The following is a 21,882-nucleotide window of genomic DNA, read 5'->3' as shown; positions in this document are numbered from 1 at the left end:
CCGCTCCCACAGCTAGTTTTGTGTACGGCTCAACGCTCGCATGCGCTGCAATACCGCATTGAGGCCATTGCTGCGCGACGGTGACAGTTGACGGGAAAGGCCCAACTGGTTGAACCAGTCAGGCAGATCCACCGCCTGCAACTCGGCCGCCGACAACCCATTGACCCGCGCCAGCAGCAACGCCACCAGCCCGCGAATCATCCGCGCATCGCTGCTCGCCGCAAACTGCCAATGCCCATCCTGCAAACGCCCCACCAACCACACCAGGCTTTCGCAGCCCTGCACCAGGTTGGCGTCGACCTTGTCCTCATCCGCCAGGGCCGGCATACGCTCGCCCCACTGCATCAACATCCGCGCGCGTTGCTCCCAGCTACCGACGGCTTGAAAGGCTTCAAGCGCGCTGACCGCATCCACCGGCACACTCATCGCAACATATCCAGGGCCTGGTCCAGCGCTTCAAAAAAGCGTTCCAGGTCATCGGAATCGTTATACAGCGCCAGGGACACGCGGATCGCCCCCGACAGATGCATGGCCTTGAGCAACGGCATCGCGCAGTGATGACCCGCGCGCACGGCAATGCCTTGTTCGGTCAGCAGGTGCGCAAGGTCGGCGTTATGCACGCCGTCGACCACAAAACTGACCAACGCCACCTGCGGCGAACCCAGCACGCGCACGCCATTGCGTGCCTTGAGCCCACGCAGCAGGTAGTCATGCAGGGCTGCTTCATGGGCGATGACCGCTTGTTGATCCAGCGAACTCAAGTAATCCAGGCTGGCGCCCAGGCCAATCACGCTGGCAATCGGCGGTGTGCCGGCCTCGAAACCCAGCGGCGCGGGACGGAAACTGGCGCTGTGGTAGTCGGCTTGTTGCACCATTTCTCCTCCGAACTGCCAGTGGCGCAGGTGATGCAGGGCGTCATTGCGCCCAAACAGCACGCCGACGCCGTCCGGGCCGTACAGTTTGTGGCTGGAGAATACGTAGAAGTCGCAACCCAGGGCCTGCACGTCGTGGCGGCCATGGACGATGCCTTGGGCGCCGTCCACGACGGTCAGGGCGCCGTGTGGCTGGGCCAGTGCCAGCAGGGCCTCCAGCGGCTGCCAGGCGCCGAGTACGTTGGACAGCTGGCTCACCGCCAGCAGGCGTGTGCGCGGGCCGATCAGCTCGGCGGCGGCTTGCAGGTCGATCACGCCGTCCTCGCCAAGTGGCAATACCACCAGCGTCAGCGCGCGACGTTTGGCCAATTGCTGCCACGGCAACAGGTTGGCGTGGTGCTCGAGGGCGCTGATGACAATCTCATCGCCCGCATTGAATAAATGCTCCAGGCCATAAGCCAGGAGGTTCAGCGCAGAGGTCGCGCCGTGGGTAAACACAATCTGCCCGCTGTCACCTGCATTCAACCATTGCGCGACCTTGCTGCGACTGTCTTCGAACGCCTGTGTCGCATGGGCCCCCGGCAAATGCTGGGCGCGGTGCACATTGGCTGCGCCGTTGGTGTAGTAATGGCTGATGGCATCCAACAAGGCCTGGGGTTTTTGCGTGGTGGCGGCGTTGTCCAGGTAAGTCTGGTCTTGCCGTTGCAGGGTGGCGATGGCTGGGAAATCGGCGCGCCAGGGGGAGGGCACAAGCATGGTGATCAAGACTCGTATAAGCGAGCCCCAGGGGAGGGGCCCGCTAGTGGCATCGAGTGGCTGCTTAGTTGTGAGCGTGCAGCGCTTCGTTCAGTTCGATAGCCGATTTGTGGGTTTTGCACTCCACGGCACCGGTCTCGGAGTTACGGCGGAACAGCAGGTCTGGCTGGCCGGCCAGCTCGCGCGCCTTGACCACTTTGACCAATTGGTTCTGCTCGTCCAGCAGCGCAACCTTGGTCCCGGCCGTCACGTACAGGCCCGATTCCACGGTGTTGCGGTCGCCCAATGGGATACCAATACCGGCGTTGGCGCCGATCAGGCAGCCTTCGCCGACCTTGATCACAATGTTGCCGCCACCCGACAGGGTGCCCATGGTGGAGCAACCGCCGCCCAGGTCAGAACCTTTGCCGACGAACACGCCCGCCGATACCCGGCCTTCGATCATGCCCGGGCCTTCGGTGCCGGCGTTGAAGTTGACGAAACCTTCGTGCATCACGGTGGTGCCTTCGCCCACGTAGGCGCCCAGGCGGATACGCGCCGCATCAGCGATACGCACACCGCTCGGCACCACGTAGTCGGTCATTTTCGGGAACTTGTCCACCGAGAACACTTCCAGCAGTTCGCCGCGCAGGCGGGCTTCCAGCTGGCGTTCGGCCAGCTCATTGATGTCGATCGCACCTTGGCTGGTCCAGGCTACGTTCGGCAACTGCGGGAACACACCGGCCAGGCTCAGGCCGTGTGGCTTGACCAGGCGGTGAGACAGCAGGTGCAGCTTGAGGTAAGCCTCAGGCGTGGAGGTCAGTGCGGTGTCTTCGGCCAGCAACGTGGCGACCAGCGGGGTGTGGCTCTCGGCGAGCCGATTGAGCAGCGCGGCTTGGGTCGCATCGACATTTTTGAGCGCATCAGCCAGTTGCAGTGCTTGGCTGATGGTGAACGTGATCGCTTGATTGCCTTCGGTGTAACCCAGGATCGGCGCGATGGCCGCGACGATTTCAGCCGATGGGTTGAGCAACGGTTGTGCGTAAAACACTTCCAGCCAAGCACCTTGGCGGTTCTGAGTGCCGACGCCGAAGCCCAGGCTGAACAGGGAATGGGACATGGTGTTACCTCTACAAAAAATGGAAGGCTGGCCTACTTGAGGGCCGCCGAATAACTTTCTGGCTTGAAGCCAATCAGGGTTCTGTCACCGAGATCGAGCACCGGGCGCTTGATCATCGAGGGTTGTGCGAGCATCAATTCAATGGCTTTCGACTGATCGAGATCGGCTTTGCGTTCGTCTTCGAGTTTGCGAAAGGTGGTGCCCGCACGGTTCAAAACCACCTGCCAACCGTGCTCGTTGCACCATTGGGTCAAGTGCTCGCGGTCGATACCGGCCGTTTTATAGTCGTGGAACTCATAGCTCACAGCGTGCTCATCGAGCCAGGTGCGGGCCTTTTTCATGGTGTCGCACGCTTTGATGCCGAAAAGGTGCAACGTTTTGCTTGAAGCGGTCAAGGAATTGCCCCCTTTGAGCGAATGAAATGGAAAGGTTACGGATTATGCCACGACCAGCGGCCTCTGGTGCCCCTCGTCATGCTGGCGTGCGACTTATGTGCAAATGCCAGCCGGCAGCATAGGTGCGTAATATGGCACTTCAACGGCGAGTTGTTGCCTCATGTGTCGTTGCGAGTCGATTGTCCGGGAAACCCGCGTTATGCAAACCGCTTACACCGTTCTTATCCTACTGATGTTGGTCAGCGTTTCGCGCCTGGTCGGGCGTGTCATCCCCCTACCGTTACCCTTGGTGCAGATCGCAGCGGGCGCCTTGTTGGCCTGGCCCACGTTGGGGTTGCACGTGGCGCTGGACCCGGAGCTGTTCCTGTTTCTGTTCCTGCCGCCGCTGCTGTTCTCGGATGGCTGGCGCATGCCCAAGCGTGAGTTGTGGCGCCTGCGTGGGCCGATCCTGACGTTGGCGGTGGGGCTGGTGCTGTTCACCGTGGTGGGTGCCGGTTACTTCATTCACTGGATTTTGCCTACGATCCCGTTGCCCGTGGCCTTCGCCCTGGCGGCTGTGTTGTCACCGACGGACGCCGTGGCGGTGTCGGCCATTTCCCAGAACCGCCTGCCCACGCCGCTGATGCATATGCTCCAGGGCGAGGCCCTGATGAACGATGCTTCGGGCCTGGTGACCTTCAAATTTGCCCTGGCGGCGGCGTTGACTGGCGTGTTTTCCCTGGCGGATGCCAGCCTGACATTTGTGTTGGTCGCCGTAGGCGGCCTGGCCGTGGGGGTGGCGTTGAGCTGGCTGGTCGGGCGACTGCGTGCGTGGATGATCGCGCGAGGCTGGGACGACCCGGCGACTCACGTGGTGTTTATGTTGCTGCTACCGTTCGCCGCCTATGTGCTGGCTGAGCGCTTGGGCGCATCGGGCATTTTGTCGGCGGTGGCGGCGGGCATGATGCAAAGCTGGCTCGACCTGCTACCCCGCCAGACCAGCACCCGCTTGCTCAATCGCAGTGTGTGGTCGTTGCTGGAGTTTGCCTTCAACGGCTTGATTTTCCTGCTGCTAGGCCTGCAACTGCCGGACATCATTAAGGCCGTGGTGAGTCACGAGCCGACGCTGTGGCCCACATTGTTTTATCGCTGCCTGGATGTGGTCGCGATCTTTCTGGTGCTGGTGGTGTTGCGTTTCATCTGGGTGCAGAGCATCTGGCGGCTGTCGGGTTTATTGCGCCGGATTCGTGGGAAAAGTGAATTGACGCTGGTGCCGACTGCGCGCTCCTGCTGGCTGCTGACCGTCGGTGGTGTGCGCGGTGCGGTGACGCTGGCGGGTGTGATGTCAGTGCCGTTGCTGCTGGCGCCGGGCCAGGATTTCCCCGAGCGCGACTTGCTGATCTTTATTGCTGCCGGAGTGATCCTGCTGTCGCTGATCACCGCGTGCATCGCCTTGCCCCTGTTGTTGCGCGGCATCGAAAAAAGCCCCGATGAAAAGCGCCACAACGAAGTGCGCGAGGCCTGGAAAAAGACCGCAGTGGCTGCAATCCACGCGCTGGAGGCCGAAGACTCGGCGCAAAGCGAAACCCAGGACGCCGCCCAGGCTGCGCTGGCGACCGAACTCAAGGCTCGCCTGATGTCGGAATACCGCCATCAGTTGGAGGTGTTCAATGATTCAGCTGAAGCCCAGGCGCTGGCGCGGCAGATGGACCTGCTTGAGCGCAAATTGCGTCTGAAGGCCCTGCGCGCGCAGCGCTTGGAGTTGTATAGCTTGAGCCGTCATCGCCAGATTGGTGACGACGTCTTGAGGGAGGTGTTGGCCGAGCTGGATATGAGTGAGGCTAATCTGGGTCATGTGAAATGACCCATAAGGCCATTAGCGGCGACGCTGAATAAAATCGCGAATCCGCTCCGCCGCTTCCACACACTCCGCCAAGGGGGCAACCAACGCCATGCGCACACGCCCGGCGCCGGGGTTGAAGCCGTCGACTTCCCGCGACAGGTACGAGCCTGGCACCACAGTGACATGTTCCTCTACGAACAGATCCCGGCAGAAAGCGGCGTCATCACCTTCGACATTCGGCCACAGGTAGAAACCGCCGTCGGGGTTTTGCACGTCCAGTACTGGCTTGAGGATCGCCAGCACCGCATCGAATTTCTCGCGGTACAGATCACGGTTGGCCTGTACGTGGGCTTCGTCCTGCCAGGCAGCAATGCTCGCCAGTTGGGTTTGCACCGGCATCGCGCAACCGTGGTAGGTGCGGTACAGCAGGAAAGCCTTGAGAATGTCGGCGTCGCCGGCCACAAAACCGGAGCGTAGGCCTGGCAGGTTGGAGCGCTTGGACAGGCTGTGGAACACCACGCAACGCTTGAAGTCCTGGCGACCCAGCTCGACGCAGGCACTCAACAGGCCCGGCGGCGGGGTGTGTTCGTCGAAGTAGAGTTCGCTGTAGCATTCGTCGGCAGCGATCACGAAGTCGTATTCGTCGGCCAGGGCGATGAGTTTTTTCAGGGTGTCGACCGGTATCAGCGCGCCGGTCGGGTTGCCGGGGGAGCACAGGAACAGGATCTGGCAGCGTTTCCAGACGTCCGGCGTCACGGCGTCGAAATCCGGGTTGAAGCCATTGGCGTCCAGGCACGGCAGGTAGTGCGGCTTGGCGCCGGCCAGGAACGCGGCGCCTTCGTAGATCTGGTAGAACGGGTTCGGGCTCACCACCAGCGCGTCGTCGCCGCGATTGACCACGGTTTGGGTGAAGGCGAACAGCGCTTCACGCGTGCCGTTGACCGGCAAGATGTTGCGCGCCGGGTCGAGCCAGCCCTCGGGCACATCGAAGCGGCGCTCGCACCAGGCGCCGATGGCCTCGCGCAGCGCGGGGATGCCCAGGGTGGTCGGGTACACGGCCATCTGGTCAAGGTTATTGCTCAGCGCTTCGGCCACGAAGGTCGGGGATTTGTGCTTCGGCTCGCCGATGGACAGCGCGATCGGGCGCTTATCCGGGGTCGGCGTAACACTGCCCAGCAGGGCGCGCAGTTTCTCGAACGGGTAGGGCTGCAGCTGGTTCAGGGCGTTGTTCATGTAAGCCTCTATCACGGTGAACACGGACTTTGTGGGAGCTGGCTTGCCTGCGATGGGGACGCCGCGGTACACCAGAGACTCCGCAGCGATGCCATCGCAGGCAAGCCAGCTCCCACAGGGATCGTGTTTACAAAGTTAAAAATTCAAATAGTCAGGCGCGTCAGCTCGACGTTCGGTTCCTGGGTCACGCTTAATTGCTGCTCGATGGCTTCCTGCAAGCGGCGGCACAGCTCCGGGTCGGACAGCGGCTGGTTGTCGGCGTCGGTGATGAAGAACACGTCTTCCACGCGCTCGCCGAGGGTTGCAATCTTGGCATTCTGCAACGACAGGTCGAACTCCAGGAAAATCCCACCGATCCGCGCCAGCAGGCCCGGGCGATCCGGGGCGCTGAGTTCCAGCACCGTCACCGGGCGCTGGGCGTCGTTGGAGATGGTCACCTGGGGCGCAAACGCAAAATGCTTGAGCTGGCGCGGCACCCGGCGCTGGATGATGGTCGGGTAGTCGTCAGGGTTGCGCAGGGCCTCGGTAAGGCCTTCGCGGATCTTTTTCACGCGTGCTGGGTTGTCACCAATGGAGTCGCCATCGGTGTCGAGCACGATATAAGTGTCAAGGGTGAACTGACTGCTGGAGGTAATCACGCGGGCGTCATGGATGTTCAGGTTGAGCTGGTCCATGGCGGCCACCGTCACGGCGAAGAAGTCATGCTGGTCCGGCGCATAAATGAAGATCTGCGTACCGCCCTCGAATTCGCGCTGGGTGGTTTCCTTGATCAGCACCAGCGGGCCGCCATCGGCCGGCTGCTGCAGGATCGCGTCAGTGTGCCAGGCCACGTCGCCAGCGGTGTGGCGCAGGAAATAATCGTCACCCAGTTGCGACCACAGCTGCTCGACGTCGTCCGGGTCGTTGCCGCCGCGCACCAATATGTCCAGCGCCGCGCTTTGGGTGCGGCGGATCTGCTCTTCGCGGTCCACCGGGTTTTCCAGGCCGCGGCGCAGGGCGCGCTTGGTCTCGGTGTACAGCTGGCGCAGCAGGCTGGCGCGCCAGGAGTTCCACAGCGTCGGGTTGGTGGCGTTGATGTCGGAGACGGTCAAGACGTACAGGTAGTCGAGGTGGGTTTCATCGCCGACGGTCTGTGCGAAGTCGTGGATCACCTGCGGGTCGGACAGGTCCTTGCGTTGGGCGGTGGTCGACATCACCAAATGGTTCTGCACCAGCCACACGATCAGGCGGCTGTCCCACAGCGGCAACTGGTGGCGCTGGCAGAACGCCTCGGCATCCACCGCACCGATCTCGGAATGGTCGCCATGCCGGCCCTTGCCAATGTCATGGTACAAGCCGGCCAGGTAGATCAGCTCGGGCTTGGGCAACTTGGCCATCAGCTTACTGGCCAGCGGGAATTTCTCTGATACCTGGGTGTACTGCAATTTACGCAGGTGCTTGATTAGGTTCAGGGTGTGCGCATCCACGGTATAAATGTGGAACAGGTCGTGCTGCATTTGCCCGACGATAAAGCCGAACTCAGGCAGATAGCGCCCAAGGATGCCGTAACGGTTCATGCGCCGCAGGTTGCGGTGGATGCCGATCTTGCACTTGAACAGCTCGATAAACAGGCTGGTGTTGCGGATATCGTTGCGGAAATCGTCGTCGATCAGGTGACGGTTTTCCCGCAGCAGGCGAATGGTGTCGGCGCGCACGCCTTTTATTTCCGGCTGCTGGGCCATCAGCACGAAGATTTCCAGCATGGCGAACGGCGTGCGGCGGAACACATTGTCGTTGCGCGCTTCGATATAGCCGTCGTGCAGTTGGAAACGCGAGTTGATCGGTTGCGGCGGCGCTTCGTCTTCAGGGGCCAGGATCACCTCTTCGAAGTGCTGGATGATCAGGTCGCTGAGCTGGGCAATGCTCATGACCACCCGGTAATACTGCTGCATGAAGCTTTCGATGCTGGTCTTTGCGTCCTCGCCTTCAAACCCCAGCAAGGTGGCGATGGAGCGCTGATGATCGAACAGCAGGCGGTCTTCGGAGCGCCCCGCGAGCATGTGCAGGGCGTAGCGCACCTTCCACAGGAACTCCTGGGAGGAGGCCAGCAGGGCGTTCTCGCTTTCTACCAGGAAACCTTCGCCGGCCAGTGCCCGCAGGTTCAAGGTGCCGTATTGGCGGCGGGCAACCCACAAAATCGTCTGGATATCCCGCAGCCCGCCCGGTGAGCCTTTGACGTTGGGTTCCAGGTTGTATTCGGTGTCGTTGTACTTGTGATGCCGGGCCTTTTGCTCGGCGCGCTTGGCCAGGAAGAAGTCCTTGCTCGGCCACATGTGCGCGGTGCTGGTGACTTCGAGCATGCGCTGGCGCAGGCGCTCGGGGCCGGCAATGGTGCGGCTTTCCATCAGGTTGGTGATCACCGTGAGGTCGGCGCGGGCCTCTTCGGCGCATTCGTCGACCGAGCGCACGCTCTGGCCGACTTCCAAGCCTATGTCCCACAACAGCGTCAGAAAACGCTCGATGGAATCGCGAAAGATCTCATGGTCGGCGCTGTCCAGCAGGATCAGCAGGTCAATGTCGGAGTAGGGGTGCAACTCGCCACGTCCGTAGCCGCCGACCGCCACCAGGGCGATGTCGGCGTCTTCGCTCCAGTTGAACTGTTCCCATGCCTTTTGCAGGATGTTATCGACAAACCAGGCGCGGTCCTCGATCAACCGACGTATGTCCCGGCCGCTGCGAAAGCGCGCATCGAGCACCTCGCGGGCCTGGCGGATAGCTTTCTTGAACGCGGCGATGGGGCTCGCCTTCAGGGCCAGTTCGGCCTGGAACTGGCCACGGTCGAAGAGTTCGGGATCCACCTGGGGCATCGATCGGCTTTCCTTTCTATCTATCAGTCAGTCACAACACAGTGGGGGAAAACCTGAGCAACCGTTACGCCGAAGCAGCACCGGAAGTACGCGGGATTGTGTCGTCGGCGCGCAGGGTAAAGATCTCGTAGCCGGTTTCGGTGACCAGCAGGGTGTGTTCCCACTGGGCCGAGAGCTTGCGGTCCTTGGTGATGGCGGTCCAGCCGTCGCCCAGCACTTTGGTATCGGCCTTGCCTTGGTTGATCATCGGCTCGATGGTGAAGGTCATGCCTGCCTTGAGCTCCATGCCAGTGCCGGCGCGGCCGTAGTGCAGGATCTGTGGCTCTTCGTGGAACACGGTGCCGATACCGTGGCCGCAGAATTCGCGCACCACCGAGAAGCCGTTCTTTTCAGCGTGCTTCTGGATCACTTCGCCGATGTCGCCCAGGCGGCAACCGGGTTTGACGATTTCGATGGCCTTGTACATGCATTCCTGGGTCACCTGGGACAGGCGCTCGGCCCAGACCGGCACAGTGCCGACGTGGAACATGCGGCTGGTGTCGCCGAAGTAGCGGTCCTTGATCACGGTAACGTCGATGTTCAGGGTGTCGCCGTCCTTCAACGGTTTGTCCCCCGGAATCCCGTGGCAGACCACGTGGTTGACCGAGGTGCAGATCGACTTGGGGAAGCCCTTGTAGTTCAACGGCGCAGGGATAGCGCCCTGCACGTTGACGATATAGTCATGGCAGATCTGGTTCAGGGTCTCGGTGGTCACGCCGGGCTTGACGTGCTCGGCGATCATTTCCAGCACGTCGGCAGCCAGTTTGCCGGCGATGCGCATGCCGGCGATGTCTTCGGCGGTTTTCAAACTAACGGTCATACAGGCTCTCTCTAGCGCGACGCGCTGAAATCAATACGGTTTACGGGCGTGCGACAAAAGGTTACAGAATTCGCACAAGCCACAAAAAACGCGATTCTAACAGACGATGGCGTCAAATCATGAGCCTCTGATGATCGCTTCTCTCTATAAGGTAGGGCTATGTGAGCTCTATTCAAGGGGTTACACGAAAGCACCCTGCGGCAAATGTGATTGCGTGTTCCGTTTTTGCCGATGCTGTGGTATAAAATGCGCCGCTTTCCGGGGATACCCCGCAGAGCTTAAATCCACACACGTGTCGACACGATGACCTGGGTGCCGGAGGCCTTGAAGCCGCTGGTTGGTCATTGGGATACGTGGAGGCCAAACCCGACTTATTAAGGAACTATCATGTCCCAAGTCAACATGCGCGATATGCTGAAGGCCGGTGTGCACTTCGGTCACCAGACCCGTTACTGGAACCCGAAAATGGGTAAATACATTTTCGGCGCGCGTAACAAGATCCACATTATCAACCTTGAAAAAACCCTGCCAATGTTCAACGAAGCTTTGACTTTCGTAGAGCGCCTGGCCCAGGGCAAAAACAAGATTCTGTTCGTCGGCACCAAGCGTTCCGCTGGCAAGATCGTTGCTGAAGAAGCAGCACGTTGCGGTTCGCCGTACGTCGATCACCGCTGGTTGGGCGGCATGCTCACCAACTTCAAAACCATCCGTGCTTCCATCAAGCGTCTGCGTGACCTTGAAGTGCAAGCCGAAGACGGTACTTTCGCCAAGCTGACCAAGAAAGAGGCGCTGATGCGCACTCGCGACCTGGAAAAGCTCGATCGTTCCCTGGGTGGTATCAAGGACATGGGCGGTCTGCCTGACGCACTGTTCGTTATCGACGTTGATCACGAGCGCATCGCGATCACCGAAGCCAACAAGCTGGGCATCCCTGTTATCGGCGTAGTCGATACCAACAGCAGCCCGGAAGGCGTTGACTACATCATCCCAGGCAACGATGACGCAATCCGCGCTATCCAGCTGTACATGGGTTCGATGGCTGACGCTGTAATCCGTGGTCGCAACCACGTTGCTGGTGGTGCCGAGCAGTTCGTTGAAGAAGCTCCGGTAGCCGCAGCTGAGTAATTGACGCCCTGGCGTTGACTCAGTAAGCAAAAAGGGGGCTTGGCCCCCTTTTTGCCACCTCGAAAACCATTTGTCGGCAGCGCAGCTACAACATCTGTAACGTGCAGCGGCTAACAAGGGTGGTTCGGGAAGAATTGATCCCCCGTTCGATCGGGTGGAGTGGTTGAAAACCTATCCAAGAGGAATTTGAAAATGGCAGCAATTACTGCAGCGTTGGTTAAAGAACTGCGTGAGCGTACCGGCGAAGGCATGATGGATTGCAAGAAAGCCCTGGAAAAGGCTGACGGCGACATCGAAAAAGCCATTGATGACATGCGTGCTTCCGGCGCCATCAAGGCTGCCAAGAAAGCAGGCAACGTGGCTGCTGAAGGCGCTATCGCTCTGAAAGAAGACGGCAAATCTGCTGTTCTGCTGGAAGTGAACTCGCAGACCGACTTCCTGGCCCTGCAGGACGACTTCAAGGCATTTGTTGCCGCCAGCGTTGATAAAGCGTTCGCCGACAAACTGACTGACGTCGCTCCGCTGATCGCTGCTCAGGAAGCTGATCGCCTGGTACTGGTCGGCAAGGTTGGCGAAAACGTCAACATCCGTCGCCTGACCCGCGTTGAAGGTGATGTGGTTGGTGGTTACCTGCACGGTAACAAAATCGGCGTTGCTGTTGTCCTCAAAGGCGGCGACGTTGAGCTGGCCAAAGACATCGCTATGCACGTAGCGGCCAGCAACCCTGAGTTCCTGCTGCCTTCGGAAGTTTCTGCCGAAGCCATCGAGCGTGAAAAGGCTGTTTTCCTGCAGCTGAACGAAGAAAAAATCAAAGGCAAGCCAGAAAACATTGTTGAGAACATGGTCAAAGGCCGTATCAGCAAGTTCCTGGCTGAAGCGAGCCTGGTTGAGCAGGCGTTCGTCAAGAACCCTGAAATCAAGGTTGGCGAGCTGGCTAAGAAAGCCGGTGCTGAAATCGTTTCCTTCACCTACTTCAAAGTAGGCGAAGGCATCGAGAAGCCGGTCGACAACTTCGCTGAAGAAGTTGCTGCCCAGCTGGCTGCCGCCAAGCAATAAGACAGTTTTCAACTGTCGCCCGAAAGAGGCTGCCCGCTCACGCGCGCAGCCTCTTTTCAAATGGGAAGGCCGATTTTAATTGGCATCCCTTCGGAACTGGCTTACAAAGCCGTGTTCCGATGGCGCTGTAGCAGCGTCCAGCTAGAGTGAACGCAAGCCGTAAACGGCTCGCCAAGAATTTTTAAAAATACGCCGCAGGAGAGATTCGCAATGGCTCAGCAGGGCAGTGGTTATCAGGCTCGCTATAAACGCATTCTACTCAAGCTTAGCGGCGAGGCCCTCATGGGCTCGGAAGAGTTCGGGATCGATCCCAAAGTGCTCGACCGCATGGCGCTGGAAGTCGGCCAACTGGTCGGTATCGGCGTTCAGGTCGGCCTGGTGATCGGCGGCGGTAACCTGTTCCGCGGCGCGGCACTGAGTGCGGCCGGCATGGATCGGGTCACGGGCGACCACATGGGCATGCTGGCCACTGTGATGAACGCCTTGGCTATGCGCGACGCCCTGGAGCGCGCCAATATCTCGGCTATCGTGATGTCGGCTATTTCCATGGTCGGCGTGACCGATCACTATGACCGCCGCAAAGCCATGCGCCACCTGAACGCCAAGGAAGTGGTGATCTTCGCCGCTGGCACAGGTAACCCGTTCTTCACCACCGACTCGGCAGCGTGCCTGCGCGCCATCGAAATCGATGCTGACGTGGTGCTCAAGGCGACCAAGGTAGACGGCGTTTACACCGCAGATCCATTCAAAGACCCGCATGCCGAGAAGTTCGATCATCTGACCTACGATGAAGTGCTGGATCGCAAACTGGGCGTGATGGACCTGACGGCTATTTGCCTGTGCCGCGACCACAAGATGCCACTACGCGTATTTAACATGAACAAACCCGGTGCCCTGCTGAATATCGTACACGGCGGCGCAGAAGGGACTCTGATCGAGGAAGGCCAACAATGATCAACGAAATCAAGAAAGACGCTCAAGAGCGTATGCAGAAATCCCTGGACTCCCTGAACCATGCATTTGGTCAGATTCGTACAGGCAAGGCTCACCCAAGCATTCTGGGCAGCGTGATGGTGCCGTATTACGGCGCAGATACCTCCATCACCCAAGTGGCCAACATCACTGTAAAAGACTCGCGCACCCTGCAAGTCGTCGCCTTTGAGCGCAACATGCTCGGCGCCGTCGACAAGGCCATCCAGAGCGCCGGTCTGAACCTCAACCCGACCAACCTGGGCGAGTTGCTGCTGATCTCCATGCCAGCCCTGACTGAAGAAACCCGCAAGGGCTTCACCAAGCAGGCGCGCAGCGCAGCTGAAGATGCGCGGGTTGCCGTGCGCAACATTCGTCGTGATGCCTTGGGTGATCTGAAGAAGCTGGTCAAGGACAAGGAAATCAGCGAAGACGAAGAGCGCCGTGCCGTTGCCGATATCGACAAGCTGACCAAAGATGCCGAGGCCCAGATCACTAAGGCCACGGAAGAAAAAGAAAAGGACCTGATGGCCGTATAAGGGGTCAGGACGCCTTCATGGAAAAGACCAAGCAGACTGTACCCTCCGTGGTGCCGCGCCATGTCGCGATCATCATGGATGGGAATAATCGCTGGGCGAAGAAACGCTTTATGCCGGGTGTCGCCGGGCATAAAGCGGGTGTCGATGCGGTACGGGCTGTAATTGAGGTGTGTGCCGAGGCCAAGGTCGAAGTGTTGACCTTGTTCGCCTTCTCCAGTGAGAACTGGCAGCGGCCCGCCGAAGAAGTCAGTGCCTTGATGGATCTGTTCTTCAAGGCCTTGCGTCGTGAGGCCAAGCGCCTCAACGACAACAATATCAGCCTGCGTATCATCGGTGATCGCTCGCGCTTCCACCCGGAGCTGCAAGCCGCCATGCGCGAAGCCGAGGCTATTACCGCCGGCGCCGACCGTTTTGTGCTGCAGATCGCAGCCAACTACGGTGGCCAGTGGGACATCGCCCAGGCTGCACAGCGGCTCGCCCGCGAAGTGCAGGCCGGTCATCTGCGTCCCGACGACATCACGCCCGAACTGTTGCAAACCTGCCTGGTTACCGGCGACCTGCCGTTGCCTGACTTGTGCATCCGTACCGGTGGTGAGCACCGCATCAGCAATTTCCTGTTGTGGCAGCTGGCCTATACCGAGCTGTACTTCTCCGACCTGTTCTGGCCGGACTTCAAACACGATGCCATGCGTAAAGCACTGGCTGATTTCGCTTCCCGTCAACGTCGCTTCGGTAAAACGAGCGAGCAGATCGAAGCTGGAGCCCGGGTTTAAATGCTTAAACAACGAATCATCACAGCACTGATCCTGTTGCCGATCGCCTTGTGTGGGTTTTTCCTGCTCGAGGGTTCCGGCTTTGCGCTGTTTATCGGCCTGGTCGTGACGCTGGGTGCCTGGGAATGGGCGCGCCTGGCGGGTTTCAGCGCGCAGTTGCCGCGTGTGGTGTATGCCGCTGTCGTGGCTGCCTTGGCGTTTCTCTTGTACATCCTGCCGGACATTGCGCCCTGGGTGTTGGGGGCGGCGGTGCTGTGGTGGGCGCTGGCGACGTTCCTTGTGTTGACTTACCCGCGTACCAGCGGCAAGTGGTCCAGCGTTGCCTGCAAGCTGGTGATTGGCGTGTTGATCCTCTTACCGGCGTGGCAAGGGCTGGTTGAAATCAAGCGTTACCCTATGGGTAACTGGCTGATCCTGGCCGTGATGGTGCTGGTCTGGGGGGCGGATATCGGTGCCTACTTCTCGGGCCGGGCCTTCGGCAAGCGCAAGTTGGCGCCGGCAGTCAGCCCTGGCAAAAGCTGGGAAGGCGTTTATGGTGGTCTCGCGTTGACGCTGGTGATCGCGCTGGTCGTCGGCGTTGTGCGTGGCTGGTCGGTGAAGGAAATTTTGCTGGCGCTGGTGGCCACGGCCATCGTGGTGTTCATTTCGGTGGTGGGCGACCTCACTGAAAGCATGTTCAAGCGCCAGGCCGGGATCAAGGACAGCAGCAACCTGCTGCCGGGCCATGGCGGCGTGCTGGACCGCATTGACAGCTTGACCGCGGCCATTCCAATCTTCGCCGTGCTGTTGTGGATGACGGCTTCGTGAGCCGCCTGCAACAAGTAACCGTGCTGGGTGCAACCGGCTCGGTAGGGCTGAGTACCCTTGACGTGATTGCGCGTCATCCTGATCGCTATCAAGTCTTCGCCCTCACCGGGTTTACCCGCTTGAGCGAGCTGCTGGCCTTGTGCGTGCGTCATTCGCCGCGCTTTGCCGTAGTGCCCGAAGCCGCTCTGGCTCGGGGGCTGCAGGATGACCTGCGGGCTGCCGGGCTTGCCACTCAGGTGTTGGTGGGGGAGGAGGGGTTGTGCCAGGTCTCGGCTGACGCTGACGTGGATACCGTAGTCGCCGCTATTGTCGGTGCAGCCGGTTTGCGTCCGACCCTGGCTGCCGTCGATGCCGGCAAGAAGATCCTGCTGGCCAATAAAGAAGCGCTGGTGATGTCCGGCGCACTGTTTATGCAGGCGGTGCGCAAAAGCGGCGCCGTATTGCTACCCCTGGACAGTGAGCACAATGCAATCTTCCAGTGCATGCCCGGTGACTATGCGCGCGGCTTGAGCCAGGTTGGCGTGCGCCGGATCCTGCTGACGGCCTCTGGTGGTCCGTTCCGGCAAACTCCGTTGGCTGAGCTGGAGCATGTCTCGCCCGATCAGGCGTGCGCTCATCCGAACTGGTCCATGGGGCGAAAGATCTCGGTGGATTCGGCGAGCATGATGAACAAGGGCCTTGAGTTGATCGAGGCGTGCTGGCTGTTCGATGCGCGTCCGGATCAGGTCGAGGTGGTGATTCACCCGCAAAGTGTGATTCATTCGCTGGTTGATTACGTGGACGGTTCGGTGTTGGCGCAGTTGGGCAATCCCGATATGCGCACCCCTATCGCCAATGCCCTGGCCTGGCCGGAGCGGATTGATTCCGGCGTGGCGCCTTTGGACCTGTTTGCCGTGGCCCGTCTGGACTTCGAAGCGCCGGACGAGCAGCGCTTTCCTTGCCTGCGCCTGGCGCGGCAAGCTGCCGAAGCGGGTAACAGCGCGCCGGCGATGCTTAATGCAGCCAACGAAGTGGCTGTGGCAGCGTTTCTCGAACGGCGCATCCGCTTTCCGCAGATCGCGAGTATCATCGAGGACGTCCTGGCGCTTGAACCTGTCGTGGCGGTGAATGATCTGGGGGCGGTATTCGAGGCTGATACCAAGGCTCGAGCCCTGGCTGGGCAATGGTTGAGCCGGAACGCGCGTTAGTCTTTGGGCGGGTTTGAGCCTCTAGGCGCTGGATTGGAATGCGGAGAAATTAGATGAGTGCGCTTTACATGATCGTCGGCACCCTGGTTGCTCTGGGTGTGCTGGTTACCTTCCACGAATTCGGCCATTTCTGGGTCGCGCGTCGTTGCGGCGTCAAGGTACTGCGCTTTTCCGTCGGTTTCGGCATGCCGCTGTTGCGCTGGCATGACCGCCAAGGCACCGAATTCGTGATTGCGGCCATCCCGCTGGGTGGCTACGTCAAGATGCTCGATGAGCGCGAAGGCGAAGTGCCTGCAGATCAATTGGACCAATCCTTCAATCGCAAGACCGTTCGTCAGCGTATCGCCATTGTTGCCGCTGGCCCGATCGCCAACTTCCTGTTGGCGATGGTGTTCTTCTGGGTCCTGGCCATGCTGGGCAGCCAGCAGGTGCGTCCGGTCATCGGAGCGGTCGAGTCGGACAGTATTGCCGCCAAGGCCGGCCTGGTTGCCGGGCAGGAAATTGTTTCCATTGATGGCGAGCCCACCACAGGTTGGGGCGCGGTCAATCTGCAGTTGGTGCGCCGCCTGGGCGAAAGCGGCATCGTCAATGTGGTGGTGCGTGAACAGGACTCGACTACCGAAACCCCGCGTGATCTGACCCTCGACCACTGGCTCAAGGGCGCTGATGAACCTGACCCGATCAAGTCCCTGGGCATACGTCCATGGCGTCCGGCCTTGCCGCCGGTCCTGGCGGAGCTCGATCCGAAAGGTCCGGCCCAGGCCGCTGGCCTGAAAACCGGCGATCGGCTGTTGGCCCTCGATGGACAGGCGCTGGGCGACTGGCAGCAGGTGGTCGACCTGGTTCGTGTACGTCCTGATACTAAAATTCTGCTGAAAGTTGAGCGCGACGGTGCTCAAATCGACGTCCCAGTGACCTTGTCGGTTCGCGGGGAAGCCAAGGCGGCCGGGGGTTACCTCGGTGCCGGGGTCAAAGGTGTCGAATGGCCGCCGTCGATGGTGCGTGAGGTCAGCTTCGGGCCGTTGGCAGCAATTGGCGAGGGTGCAAAACGCACTTGGACCATGAGCGTGCTGACCCTGGAATCCCTCAAGAAAATGTTGTTCGGCGAGCTCTCGGTAAAAAACTTGAGTGGACCGATAACCATTGCTAAAGTGGCGGGCGCTTCTGCCCAGTCGGGTGTCGCGGATTTCCTGAATTTCCTGGCTTATCTGAGTATTAGCCTGGGTGTTCTGAATTTGTTGCCCATTCCAGTATTGGATGGGGGACATCTGTTGTTTTATCTGGTCGAGTGGGTGCGTGGTCGCCCCTTGTCGGATCGGGTGCAGGGTTGGGGGATACAGATCGGTATCAGTTTGGTGGTCGGGGTGATGTTATTAGCCTTGGTCAACGATCTGGGTCGACTGTAACGCTTCGCTGAATTGCGAATCTGCCGCATTTTGCGGCAGTTTGTTTATTGCCAGTTGGAATAAGAAAGGACTTCATGAAACGTCTGCTGCTAACTGCGGTTCTCACCGTATTGATGATCGCCGAAGTTCACGCCGAGTCCTTCACCATCTCCGATATTCGCGTCAACGGCCTCCAGCGGGTTTCCGCCGGTAGCGTCTTTGGTGCATTACCGTTGAACGTCGGTGAACAGGCTGATGACCGTCGCCTGGTGGAGTCCACTCGTGCGCTGTTCAAAACCGGTTTCTTTCAAGACATCCAACTGGGGCGTGAAGGCAACGTCCTGGTCATCACCGTTGTCGAGCGACCTTCCGTCGCCAGTATCGAGATCGAAGGCAACAAGGCGATCTCTACTGAAGACTTGATGAAAGGTCTGAAGCAATCCGGCCTGGCCGAAGGCGAGATCTTCCAACGCGCCACCCTTGAAGGTGTGCGTAACGAACTGCAACGCCAGTACGTTGCCCAGGGCCGCTACTCCGCGACCGTGGAAACGGAGGTGGTGCCGCAGCCTCGCAACCGTGTGGGCCTCAAGGTCAATATCAACGAAGGCACCGTGGCTGCGATCCAGCACATCAACGTGGTGGGTAATACCAAGTTCGCTGATGAAGACCTGATCGACCTGTTCGAGCTCAAGACCACCAACTGGCTGTCGTTCTTCAAGAACGATGACAAGTACGCCCGCGAAAAACTGTCTGGTGACCTGGAACGCCTGCGCTCCTACTACCTGGACCGTGGCTATATCAACATGGATATCGCCTCGACCCAGGTGTCCATCACCCCGGACAAGAAACACGTCTACATCACAGTCAACGTCAACGAAGGCGAGAAGTACAAGGTTCGTGACGTTAAGCTGAGCGGCGACCTGAAAGTGCCTGAAGACCAGGTCAAGGCGCTGCTGCTGGTGCAGAAAGACCAGGTGTTCTCGCGCAAGCTGATGACCACCACGTCAGAACTGATCACTCGCCGCCTGGGTAACGAAGGCTATACCTTCGCCAACGTCAACGGCGTGCCGACCCCGCATGATGATGACCACACCGTGGACATCACTTTCGTCGTCGATCCCGGCAAGCGTGCCTACGTGAACCGCATCAACTTCCGTGGCAACACCAAGTCGGCGGACGAAGTACTGCGTCGTGAAATGCGTCAGATGGAAGGTGGCTGGGCGTCGACTTACCTGATCGACCAGTCCAAGACCCGTCTTGAGCGCCTGGGCTTTTTCAAGGAAGTCAACGTCGAAACCCCGGCCGTACCGGGTGTGGATGACCAGGTTGACGTGAACTACGCCGTGGAAGAACAAGCCTCGGGCTCGATCACCGCCAGTGTCGGCTTCGCACAAAGTGCCGGTCTGATCCTTGGTGGCTCCATCACCCAGAACAACTTCCTGGGTACCGGTAACCGCGTGTCTATCGGCCTGACCCGAAGCGAATACCAGAGCCGATATAACTTCGGTTATACCGACCCCTACTGGACTGCTGATGGTGTGAGCCTGGGCTACAACGCCTTCTACCGCACCACCGACTACAAAGACCTCGACGTTGACGTTGCAAGCTATGCAATCGACAGCCTCGGTGCCGGTGTCAACGTTGGTTACCCGATCAGCGAGACGTCGCGCCTGACCTTTGGCCTGACTGCGCAACAAGATGAGATCAAGACCGGTGTCTACACCGTGGATGAGATCTTTGACTTCACCCGTCGTGAAGGTGACAAGTTCCTGAACTTCAAGGCGTCTGCCGGCTGGTCCGAGTCGACCCTGAATAAAGGTGTACTGGCGACCCGTGGTCACTCCCAGAGCTTGACCCTGGAAACCACCACGCCGGGCAGCGACCTGTCGTTCTTCAAGCTTGACTACCGTGGCCAACTGTTCACGCCGTTGAGCGACAACTACACCATGCGCCTGCACACTGAATTGGGTTATGGCGATGGTTATGGCTCCACCAACGGTCTACCGTTCTACGAGAACTACTACGCGGGTGGCTTCAACTCCGTACGTGGTTTCAAAGACAGCACCTTGGGCCCACGTGGTACCCCAAGCCGTGGTGTTGGCGTAACCGGTAACCAAGGCACTGTGGCTGACTCCGACAACGACCCGCTGCCGTTCGGTGGTAACGTGTTGATCCAAGGTGGTGCGGAAATCCTGTTCCCGCTGCCGTTCGTAAAAGATCAGCGTTCCCTGCGTACCTCTGTATTCTGGGACGTGGGTAACGTGTTCGACTCCAAGTGCGAGCAGATCCGTAACCCGAGTGGCGTGAAGTCCGACACCCAGTGCAACGACGTGAGCCTGAGCAACCTGGCAAGCTCCGTGGGTGTGGGTGTGACTTGGGTAACTGCGCTTGGCCCATTGAGCTTTGCTCTGGCCATGCCGATCAAGAAACCGGATAACGCTGAAACCCAGATTTTCCAATTCTCCCTCGGCCAGACGTTCTAAGCGTCTGACCCAAGATAACGACAACGGATTCTGTAGGAGTGCATCGTGCGTAAGTTGACTCAATTGGTTCTGCTGGCAACCGTGCTGGTAGCGACCCCGGCCTTTGCCGAAATGAAAATTGCCGTGCTGAACTATCAGATGGCCCTGCTGGAATCCGATGCGGCCAAGCGTTATGCCGTGGATGCCGAGAAAAAATTCGGTCCGCAACTGACCAAACTCAAGACGCTGGAAAGCAGCGCCAAGGGCATCCAGGATCGTCTGGTAGCCGGTGGCGACAAGATGCAGCAAGGCGAGCGCGAGCGTCTGGAGCTTGAATTCAAGCAAAAGGCCCGTGACTACCAGTTCCAGTCCAAAGAGCTGAACGAAGCCAAAGCGGTTGCTGACCGTGAAATGCTTAAACAGCTGAAGCCGAAACTCGACAGCGCCGTTGAAGAAGTCATCAAGAAAGGTGCCTTTGACCTGGTGTTCGAGCGTGGCGCGGTTATCGACGTCAAGCCTCAATACGACATCACCCGCCAGGTGATCGAGCGCATGAACCAGCTGAAGTAAGCCATGACCGCGACTATCAAGCTCGGCGAGTTGGCCGAGTTCCTGGGGGCCACCTTAAATGGCTCCCCGGAGAAAGAAATCACTGGGCTAGCCACCTTGCAGGAGGCTGGCCCAGCTCAGTTGAGCTTCCTCGCAAACCCTCAATACCGTAAATACCTGGTCGACAGCCAAGCCGCCGCCGTGTTGCTGAAAGCTGCTGACGCCGAAGGGTTTGCCGGGGATTCGCTGGTGGTGGCCGACCCGTACCTGGCTTATGCCCGGGTGTCGCACCTGTTCGATCCGAAACCCAAGGCCGCAGCCGGTATTCATCCGTCTGCGGTCATCGCCGATGATGCCCAGGTTGATCCTGCGGCCAGCATTGGCGCCTTTGCGGTGATCGAGAGCGGTGCGCGCATTGCGGCAGGTGTGACCGTTGGTGCTCATTGCTTTATCGGTGCGCGCTGCGAGATTGGCGCTGACGGTTGGCTCGCACCGCGCGTAACCCTGTACCACGATGTGCGTATCGGTGAGCGTGTGGTCATCCAATCGGGTGCGGTGATCGGGGGGGAAGGCTTCGGCTTCGCCAACGCCAAGGGCATCTGGAACAAGATTGCCCAGGTCGGCGGCGTATTGATCGGCGACGACGTGGAAATTGGCGTCAACACGGCTGTTGATCGCGGGGCCTTGGCCGATACCGTGATCGGCAACGGCGTGAAGCTCGACAACCAGATTCAGATCGCCCACAACGTGCAGATTGGTGATCACACCGCCATGGCGGCGTGTGTGGGTATTTCCGGCAGCACCAGGATCGGCAAGCATTGCATGCTCGCCGGTGGCGTAGGGCTGGTGGGGCATATCGATATTTGCGACAACGTCTTCATCACCGGCATGACCATGGTTACCCACTCGATTACCGAGCCAGGGGCCTACTCATCCGGTACCGCCATGCAGCCTGCAGCTGAATGGCGCAAGAGCGCAGCACGGTTGAGGCAGCTCGACGACATGGCTCGACGTCTCAAACAGCTGGAAAAGCGTGTTGGGGACGTGACCCCTGGCGGTAATGCTTCATCAGAAGGCTGATACCATTTCCATATCAAGTGTGCACAGCCGCTAGACTGCCTCCTTGATTTGCTAGCGGGGCGTGCTTT

The 21,882-nt window shown here is 59.6% G+C and carries 19 protein-coding genes; 12 read left to right on the top strand and 7 right to left on the bottom strand.

Annotated features, from left to right (window positions below; translation table 11 throughout):
* Positions 1 to 12 precede the first annotated feature (12 nt).
* The 4 genes from BFP95_RS18020 to BFP95_RS18005 form a co-directional block, all read right to left on the bottom strand.
* Positions 13 to 426 carry a SufE family protein gene (locus BFP95_RS18020; protein ID WP_065872452.1) on the bottom strand — a complete coding sequence of 138 codons (414 nt, stop codon included), beginning with the start codon at positions 424 to 426 and terminating at the stop codon, positions 13 to 15.
* Entirely contained in the window at positions 423 to 1,628 is a 1,206-nt protein-coding gene (locus BFP95_RS18015) for an aminotransferase class V-fold PLP-dependent enzyme (RefSeq protein ID WP_065872451.1), read from the bottom strand. The genes BFP95_RS18020 and BFP95_RS18015 overlap by 4 nt, the downstream gene beginning before the upstream one ends.
* 64 nt (positions 1,629 to 1,692) lie before the next feature.
* On the bottom strand, positions 1,693 to 2,727 hold the full coding sequence (gene dapD, locus BFP95_RS18010) for a 2,3,4,5-tetrahydropyridine-2,6-dicarboxylate N-succinyltransferase (protein ID WP_065872450.1): 1,035 nt from the start codon (positions 2,725 to 2,727) through the stop codon (positions 1,693 to 1,695).
* 32 nt (positions 2,728 to 2,759) lie between these two features.
* The gene (locus BFP95_RS18005; protein WP_231984831.1) at positions 2,760 to 3,068 is read right to left on the bottom strand and encodes an arsenate reductase; all 309 of its coding nucleotides are present in this window, start codon (positions 3,066 to 3,068) and stop codon (positions 2,760 to 2,762) included.
* A 253-nt stretch (positions 3,069 to 3,321) separates the two neighbouring features.
* Between BFP95_RS18005 and BFP95_RS18000 the strand changes: the two genes are divergently transcribed.
* Positions 3,322 to 4,965: a Na+/H+ antiporter gene (locus BFP95_RS18000; protein WP_065872449.1), complete on the top strand. Its 1,644-nt coding sequence runs from the start codon at positions 3,322 to 3,324 to the stop codon at positions 4,963 to 4,965.
* 12 nt (positions 4,966 to 4,977) lie between these two features.
* Here BFP95_RS18000 and dapC read toward each other — a convergent pair whose 3' ends face one another.
* From dapC to map, 3 genes are all read right to left on the bottom strand, one after another.
* Entirely contained in the window at positions 4,978 to 6,177 is a 1,200-nt protein-coding gene (dapC, locus tag BFP95_RS17995) for a succinyldiaminopimelate transaminase (protein ID WP_065872448.1), read from the bottom strand.
* Positions 6,178 to 6,320: 143 nt separating this feature from the next.
* The gene (locus BFP95_RS17990; protein WP_065872447.1) at positions 6,321 to 9,023 is read right to left on the bottom strand and encodes a [protein-PII] uridylyltransferase; all 2,703 of its coding nucleotides are present in this window, start codon (positions 9,021 to 9,023) and stop codon (positions 6,321 to 6,323) included.
* 64 nt (positions 9,024 to 9,087) lie between these two features.
* On the bottom strand, positions 9,088 to 9,882 hold the full coding sequence (gene map, locus BFP95_RS17985; RefSeq protein WP_065872446.1) for a type I methionyl aminopeptidase: 795 nt from the start codon (positions 9,880 to 9,882) through the stop codon (positions 9,088 to 9,090).
* A 387-nt stretch (positions 9,883 to 10,269) separates the two neighbouring features.
* On the opposite strand from map, the gene rpsB reads away from it, so the two are divergent.
* The 11 genes from rpsB (at position 10,270) to lpxD (ending at position 21,814) form a co-directional block, all read left to right on the top strand.
* Positions 10,270 to 11,007, top strand: a complete 738-nt coding sequence (gene rpsB / locus BFP95_RS17980) for a 30S ribosomal protein S2 (protein WP_049709669.1) — start codon at positions 10,270 to 10,272, stop codon at positions 11,005 to 11,007.
* 192 nt (positions 11,008 to 11,199) lie between these two features.
* Positions 11,200 to 12,063: a translation elongation factor Ts gene (tsf, locus tag BFP95_RS17975; RefSeq protein WP_065890112.1), complete on the top strand. Its 864-nt coding sequence runs from the start codon at positions 11,200 to 11,202 to the stop codon at positions 12,061 to 12,063.
* A gap of 210 nt (positions 12,064 to 12,273) precedes the next feature.
* Entirely contained in the window at positions 12,274 to 13,017 is a 744-nt protein-coding gene (gene pyrH / locus BFP95_RS17970; protein WP_003172271.1) for a UMP kinase, read from the top strand.
* On the top strand, positions 13,014 to 13,571 hold the full coding sequence (frr, locus tag BFP95_RS17965) for a ribosome recycling factor (RefSeq protein ID WP_049709667.1): 558 nt from the start codon (positions 13,014 to 13,016) through the stop codon (positions 13,569 to 13,571). The genes pyrH and frr overlap by 4 nt, the downstream gene beginning before the upstream one ends.
* A gap of 17 nt (positions 13,572 to 13,588) precedes the next feature.
* A complete protein-coding gene (uppS, locus tag BFP95_RS17960; RefSeq protein WP_065872444.1) occupies positions 13,589 to 14,344 on the top strand; it encodes a polyprenyl diphosphate synthase in 756 nt (251 codons plus the stop codon).
* Positions 14,345 to 15,151, top strand: a complete 807-nt coding sequence (locus BFP95_RS17955) for a phosphatidate cytidylyltransferase (RefSeq protein WP_065872443.1) — start codon at positions 14,345 to 14,347, stop codon at positions 15,149 to 15,151.
* The gene (gene ispC / locus BFP95_RS17950) at positions 15,148 to 16,338 is read left to right on the top strand and encodes a 1-deoxy-D-xylulose-5-phosphate reductoisomerase (RefSeq protein ID WP_065872571.1); all 1,191 of its coding nucleotides are present in this window, start codon (positions 15,148 to 15,150) and stop codon (positions 16,336 to 16,338) included. The genes BFP95_RS17955 and ispC overlap by 4 nt, the downstream gene beginning before the upstream one ends.
* Before the next feature lie 53 nt (positions 16,339 to 16,391).
* On the top strand, positions 16,392 to 17,744 hold the full coding sequence (gene rseP, locus BFP95_RS17945; RefSeq protein WP_065872442.1) for a sigma E protease regulator RseP: 1,353 nt from the start codon (positions 16,392 to 16,394) through the stop codon (positions 17,742 to 17,744).
* A 74-nt stretch (positions 17,745 to 17,818) separates the two neighbouring features.
* Entirely contained in the window at positions 17,819 to 20,206 is a 2,388-nt protein-coding gene (gene bamA / locus BFP95_RS17940) for an outer membrane protein assembly factor BamA (protein WP_049709662.1), read from the top strand.
* A gap of 45 nt (positions 20,207 to 20,251) precedes the next feature.
* Entirely contained in the window at positions 20,252 to 20,755 is a 504-nt protein-coding gene (locus BFP95_RS17935; RefSeq protein ID WP_033902788.1) for an OmpH family outer membrane protein, read from the top strand.
* A gap of 3 nt (positions 20,756 to 20,758) precedes the next feature.
* Positions 20,759 to 21,814: a UDP-3-O-(3-hydroxymyristoyl)glucosamine N-acyltransferase gene (lpxD, locus tag BFP95_RS17930; protein WP_065872441.1), complete on the top strand. Its 1,056-nt coding sequence runs from the start codon at positions 20,759 to 20,761 to the stop codon at positions 21,812 to 21,814.
* Positions 21,815 to 21,882 lie beyond the last annotated feature (68 nt).

Origin of the sequence: Pseudomonas sp. 58 R 12 (assembly GCF_900005865.1) — a bacterium.
GTDB classification, from domain to species: domain Bacteria; phylum Pseudomonadota; class Gammaproteobacteria; order Pseudomonadales; family Pseudomonadaceae; genus Aquipseudomonas; species Aquipseudomonas tritici.
This window is presented reverse-complemented; position numbering and strand designations above follow the sequence as displayed.

What these genes read in the sequence shown, in the direction of transcription:
- BFP95_RS18015 (WP_065872451.1), bottom strand. Translation starts at nt 1,628, where the DNA reads ATGCTTGTGCCCTCCCCCTGGCGCGCCGATTTCCCAGCCATCGCCACC.
- BFP95_RS18005 (WP_231984831.1), bottom strand. Translation starts at nt 3,068, where the DNA reads ATGAAAAAGGCCCGCACCTGGCTCGATGAGCACGCTGTGAGCTATGAG.
- BFP95_RS18020 (WP_065872452.1), bottom strand. Translation starts at nt 426, where the DNA reads ATGAGTGTGCCGGTGGATGCGGTCAGCGCGCTTGAAGCCTTTCAAGCC.
- frr (WP_049709667.1), top strand. Translation starts at nt 13,014, where the DNA reads ATGATCAACGAAATCAAGAAAGACGCTCAAGAGCGTATGCAGAAATCC.
- dapC (WP_065872448.1), bottom strand. Translation starts at nt 6,177, where the DNA reads ATGAACAACGCCCTGAACCAGCTGCAGCCCTACCCGTTCGAGAAACTG.
- BFP95_RS18000 (WP_065872449.1), top strand. Translation starts at nt 3,322, where the DNA reads ATGCAAACCGCTTACACCGTTCTTATCCTACTGATGTTGGTCAGCGTT.
- rpsB (WP_049709669.1), top strand. Translation starts at nt 10,270, where the DNA reads ATGTCCCAAGTCAACATGCGCGATATGCTGAAGGCCGGTGTGCACTTC.
- lpxD (WP_065872441.1), top strand. Translation starts at nt 20,759, where the DNA reads ATGACCGCGACTATCAAGCTCGGCGAGTTGGCCGAGTTCCTGGGGGCC.
- tsf (WP_065890112.1), top strand. Translation starts at nt 11,200, where the DNA reads ATGGCAGCAATTACTGCAGCGTTGGTTAAAGAACTGCGTGAGCGTACC.
- BFP95_RS17990 (WP_065872447.1), bottom strand. Translation starts at nt 9,023, where the DNA reads ATGCCCCAGGTGGATCCCGAACTCTTCGACCGTGGCCAGTTCCAGGCC.
- uppS (WP_065872444.1), top strand. Translation starts at nt 13,589, where the DNA reads ATGGAAAAGACCAAGCAGACTGTACCCTCCGTGGTGCCGCGCCATGTC.
- dapD (WP_065872450.1), bottom strand. Translation starts at nt 2,727, where the DNA reads ATGTCCCATTCCCTGTTCAGCCTGGGCTTCGGCGTCGGCACTCAGAAC.
- bamA (WP_049709662.1), top strand. Translation starts at nt 17,819, where the DNA reads ATGAAACGTCTGCTGCTAACTGCGGTTCTCACCGTATTGATGATCGCC.
- pyrH (WP_003172271.1), top strand. Translation starts at nt 12,274, where the DNA reads ATGGCTCAGCAGGGCAGTGGTTATCAGGCTCGCTATAAACGCATTCTA.
- map (WP_065872446.1), bottom strand. Translation starts at nt 9,882, where the DNA reads ATGACCGTTAGTTTGAAAACCGCCGAAGACATCGCCGGCATGCGCATC.
- BFP95_RS17955 (WP_065872443.1), top strand. Translation starts at nt 14,345, where the DNA reads ATGCTTAAACAACGAATCATCACAGCACTGATCCTGTTGCCGATCGCC.
- rseP (WP_065872442.1), top strand. Translation starts at nt 16,392, where the DNA reads ATGAGTGCGCTTTACATGATCGTCGGCACCCTGGTTGCTCTGGGTGTG.